Here is a 3547-nt window from a genome sequence, read left to right on the forward strand (position 1 = left end):
TTGTAAATTAATGATTTTGATTAAGATAGACGCGTAGTGGTGCATTCATAACTATTAATTAACAAGAAAAAATAAAATCGTGTGCGTAGAAGTTTGTTCTTTTAAGAACTGGGCAAGGATTTCTTAATTAATCTACTAGTGGGGACTTGATGATGAGGTACTTAATACTACAAACAACTACAAATTGTAGAACATTGTAGTTAATATATCAACAATTACCAAAATTAATAATAAGGAGGTAAAGATGAAAAAGTTAAATAAAAAAATTATCAACAAAATAAATGAATTAATGCTTAGAAGTTATCTAGTTTTAAAAGATGAAATTACTGATGAACATTGAGCATTAAATACTAAAAAGAATTAGGAGGAGTTAAATATGAGTATATGAACATTAATAATAATCATAATAAATATTATTTCATGCTTAGTGTCATTGCCTTTTACAATATATGGAATAATCGAAGTCATTAAAATTGAAAAAATAATTAAAAAGATTAAAAGCAGGGAGGAAATAAATTATGACTAAAAAATACTTATTAATTATTAAAAATGAATATTATACTACACATGCGTTTTATACATTAGAAGAAGCAAAAATGAGTGCTCAAAATGAAAAGTATTTTCAAACAATCATTATTGATTTAGAAACTGAAATGATTATGGATTTAGAAAATATTGAATGAATAGGAAATAAATAAAATAATATGGAAAAAATAAAAAGAAATATTGCTAAATTATTAATTTCAATAAATGATGGTGAATTTGATGGATATGGGCAAAATACTATGAAGCAAATGATTTATGCTGAATTAGAAAAAATTTTTAATCAAATTAATAAAGAAAGTTTTTTAAAATGCGAAATATACAAAGAATTACAAATAAAGGAGAATAAATAATATGAAAGAGATTAGAAATTTACAATTATCAGAATTTCAAAAAGAAATTATTAATAAATTAGATGATGAATATTGTTATGAAATTGCCTATGGATTTGGAAGATATGATGAATACGATGCAATTAAGATTTTTAATAAAGAAATGGAATAGTTAATCACAATAGATAAAAAAGAAAACACTGTATCAATAAATAATTACATAGAAAAAAGAAAAAAGGAACTGGAATTCTTGGAACTTATATTAAAGGAGAATAAATAATATGTGAAAAGATGAATATGGCAAAGTTTATACCGAAGAAGATTTATTTAATGAAGCATTAGAAGAATGTCATTCAAAAGAAAGTGCTTATGACTATATTGATACTTTAATTGCAGAAAAGAATTTGGAGGAAATTTAATATGACAAAAGAAGAATTTAATACAAAATATAAAGATAAATTTAGAATTAATGATTATTGTGATTTAGAACAATGAATTGAATGTGATTGTGATCATTGTCAAGAATGTAAATATTCTAAATCAAAACAATGGTCAATAGTTATCAATATAGAGGGTGAATTTGAAATAATATGTGATTATGTAAAATATCTTAAAAATAATTTTTCTTATTTGAATTGTCATACATGTGGGGAGTAATTATAAAATGAAAACATTACAAGATTTAATTAAAGATTTAACAGGAGTTAGTGTTGAACAAGATAAAATAAGTGATTATTTAGAAGAAGAAGTATTATATTTACAAGTTGCTTATTTACAAGTTGCTGATTTATCTGGTGCTAAATTAAAAGATGCTAAATTAAAAGATGCTGATTTATCTGGTGCTAATTTAAAATATGCTAAATTAAAAGATGCTGATTTATATCGCGCTTATTTACAAGTTGCTGATTTACGAGAAGCTAATTTAATAGATGCTAATTTATCTAGTGCTTATTTACAAGTTGCTGATTTATCTGGTGCTAATTTACGAAGTGCTGATTTACGAGGTGCTGATTTACGAGGTGCTAGAATTACAAAAAAAAACAATTAGACCAATTAACTGTTATTGAGGAGGATGAATAATGACTATAACAGAATCAATTAAATTTAACAAACTAAAAGAAGAAAATGAAAAACTTAAAAATGAAATTACAGAATTAAAACAACAACAATTATATAAAGAAGATTTTAAAGAATTTGCTCATTGTATGAATTGTGGAGATGATTATGACTTTGATAATAAGTGTAGTACTTGTGGTTGAAAAAGAATAATTGCTTTAAAAGATAATTCTAAATATGACACATTACCTAGTAAGGAGGGTTAATAATGAATGATATTGTAAAAAATAGAGTAAATAGTATTACATTTCAATTTCCTTTAAAAGGAGATGATTTTAAAAATGAAAGTATTTTAGCATATAATGTTCAAAAATTTAAAGAAGAAAATAAACAAGAATTAACTGAGTATATTTTTAGACATATTAATCATTATGCATTAAATGGTTATCAAGGTGTGCATTTAAAAGATATTCCAAGTGCTATTACTAAAAATAATTTTGTTTTTAAAGAATGATTAGAACCTGTTCAAAAATTATTAGATGAACATAATAGAATTGGTAAAATAATTACTAATTATAGAAATTATATTGAAAGATACAGAGTTGAAATTAATAATAATTTAACACAAGCTCGTAAACAAAAACAACAAGAGTTTTTAAAAGAACAAGAATTAAAAAAAACAAGAATTAATTGAAAAAGCAAATAGTTTAACACCAGATATGGGTCTTGATATAGACCAAATTCAAGATGAACAAGTTCGTGTAATAGAAAAAATTGAGCAAATTGATAAATCATTAGAACCAAAACAATTAAAAAAAGTTGGTATTAATTTAATAAAAGAAAAATTATTAATACAAGATATTGAAATATTAGGGATTGATGATGATTTTTTAGAAAATGCTAATCAATATGAATTAAAGCAATTAATTAAATATTTAATTGTTAATGAAAAGTTAGTTAAAAATACAATTAAAGCACAATGAGATACAAATACTGATAATAAAGTAGTTGGTATTAAAGGAATAAATATAGAAAATGTTAAGAGGGAAACAAAATGACAAATGAATTACAACAATATATTAAAGGTGCAATTATTAAATATGAATTAAAAGTTAATGATAAATATGTAAAAGAAAATATTTTAGCACTTGAAGAATTAGAAAGTAATGGTGAGCAAATATCTAAATTAATAGTGCTGATAATGCTAAAATAACAGCATTAGGAATTATTAAATTAAGTAATAAAGGGTTAATTTTTGGTAAAGATTTTAATATTATTCCATTTAAAAATAAATTAACTACTGTTATTGATAGTAAGGTTTATTGTAAAAGAATTGAAGAAGCAGGGTATAGTCCAAGAAAAGCAATTATATTTAAAGGTGAAAAATTTGAATGAGATAGTTTAAATTCATGTCCTAAAATACATGAAATTAATTTTAATGCAAATACTAGTGATTATAATGAAATTATTGGTGCTTATGCTTTTGCAAAAGATAAAAATGGAAATTATCAAGGTATTTTATTAAGAAAAGCAGATATTGATCGTTTAAAAAATAGTAGTCCTAGTGGTAATAGTGAATATTCACCTTGAAATAAATGACCAAAAGAAATGGTTGA

The 3547-nt window shown here is 23.0% G+C and carries 10 protein-coding genes; all 10 read left to right on the plus strand.

What is annotated here, in order from left to right; translation table 4 throughout:
- Positions 1-518: 518 nt before the first annotated feature.
- The 10 genes from C6B38_RS01310 to C6B38_RS09545 all read left to right on the plus strand — a co-directional run bounded on the left by C6B38_RS01310 (position 519) and on the right by C6B38_RS09545 (position 3144).
- The gene (locus C6B38_RS01310) at positions 519-698 is read left to right on the plus strand and encodes a hypothetical protein (protein ID WP_105298359.1); all 180 of its coding nucleotides are present in this window, start codon (positions 519-521) and stop codon (positions 696-698) included.
- A 6-nt stretch (positions 699-704) separates the two neighbouring features.
- Positions 705-896 (plus strand): hypothetical protein, encoded by a 192-nt coding sequence (locus C6B38_RS01315; protein ID WP_105298360.1) that lies wholly within the window; start codon positions 705-707, stop codon positions 894-896.
- A 1-nt stretch (position 897) separates the two neighbouring features.
- Entirely contained in the window at positions 898-1047 is a 150-nt protein-coding gene (locus tag C6B38_RS09535) for a hypothetical protein (RefSeq protein WP_162475786.1), read from the plus strand.
- 109 nt (positions 1048-1156) lie between these two features.
- A complete protein-coding gene (locus C6B38_RS09540) occupies positions 1157-1294 on the plus strand; it encodes a hypothetical protein (protein ID WP_162475787.1) in 138 nt (45 codons plus the stop codon).
- Between the two features lies 1 nt (position 1295).
- Positions 1296-1532 carry a hypothetical protein gene (locus tag C6B38_RS01320; RefSeq protein ID WP_105298361.1) on the plus strand — a complete coding sequence of 79 codons (237 nt, stop codon included), beginning with the start codon at positions 1296-1298 and terminating at the stop codon, positions 1530-1532.
- 7 nt (positions 1533-1539) lie between these two features.
- On the plus strand, positions 1540-1923 hold the full coding sequence (locus tag C6B38_RS01325; RefSeq protein ID WP_105298362.1) for a pentapeptide repeat-containing protein: 384 nt from the start codon (positions 1540-1542) through the stop codon (positions 1921-1923).
- A 31-nt stretch (positions 1924-1954) separates the two neighbouring features.
- The gene (locus C6B38_RS01330; RefSeq protein ID WP_105298363.1) at positions 1955-2197 is read left to right on the plus strand and encodes a hypothetical protein; all 243 of its coding nucleotides are present in this window, start codon (positions 1955-1957) and stop codon (positions 2195-2197) included.
- A gap of 2 nt (positions 2198-2199) precedes the next feature.
- On the plus strand, positions 2200-2637 hold the full coding sequence (locus tag C6B38_RS01335; RefSeq protein ID WP_105298364.1) for a hypothetical protein: 438 nt from the start codon (positions 2200-2202) through the stop codon (positions 2635-2637).
- A gap of 13 nt (positions 2638-2650) precedes the next feature.
- Positions 2651-3040: a hypothetical protein gene (locus tag C6B38_RS01340; RefSeq protein WP_105298365.1), complete on the plus strand. Its 390-nt coding sequence runs from the start codon at positions 2651-2653 to the stop codon at positions 3038-3040.
- Complete coding sequence (locus C6B38_RS09545; protein WP_162475788.1) at positions 2986-3144, plus strand: hypothetical protein; 159 nt, start codon at positions 2986-2988, stop codon at positions 3142-3144. Before C6B38_RS01340 ends, C6B38_RS09545 begins: the two co-directional genes overlap by 55 nt.
- Positions 3145-3547 lie beyond the last annotated feature (403 nt).

It is taken from the genome of Spiroplasma sp. ChiS, from assembly GCF_002968355.1.
Lineage (GTDB): Bacteria > Bacillota_I > Bacilli_A > Mycoplasmatales > Mycoplasmataceae > Spiroplasma > Spiroplasma citri.